Annotated in this window: 1 protein-coding gene; it reads right to left on the bottom strand. The window is 60.9% G+C overall.

Annotated elements, in window-relative coordinates:
• Positions 1 to 220, bottom strand: a 220-nt coding sequence (locus AF337_RS44190) for a hypothetical protein (protein WP_152970947.1), incomplete at both ends; no start/stop codon positions are given.

Raw genomic sequence — 220 nt, 5'->3', positions numbered from 1 at the left:
ACAGCATGGTCGCCGGTGTCGCCGATAGGTTCAAGCGTGCAGTCCCACCGGGAGCGATTGATGCAGACGGGTCGAACCTCGACACCGTGATTTCGGGCATCGCCCACGATCTGTGCCGGAGCGTAGAATCCCATGGGCTGCGAATTCAGGAGCGACGCACAGAACGCGTCCGGATAATGGCACTTCACGAAGCTGGAGGCGTAGGCGATGAGAGCGAACG

The sequence above is a fragment of the Rhizobium ecuadorense genome (genome assembly GCF_001187535.1).
In the GTDB taxonomy this organism is placed as follows: Bacteria; Pseudomonadota; Alphaproteobacteria; order Rhizobiales; family Rhizobiaceae; genus Rhizobium; species Rhizobium ecuadorense.
This window is presented reverse-complemented; position numbering and strand designations above follow the sequence as displayed.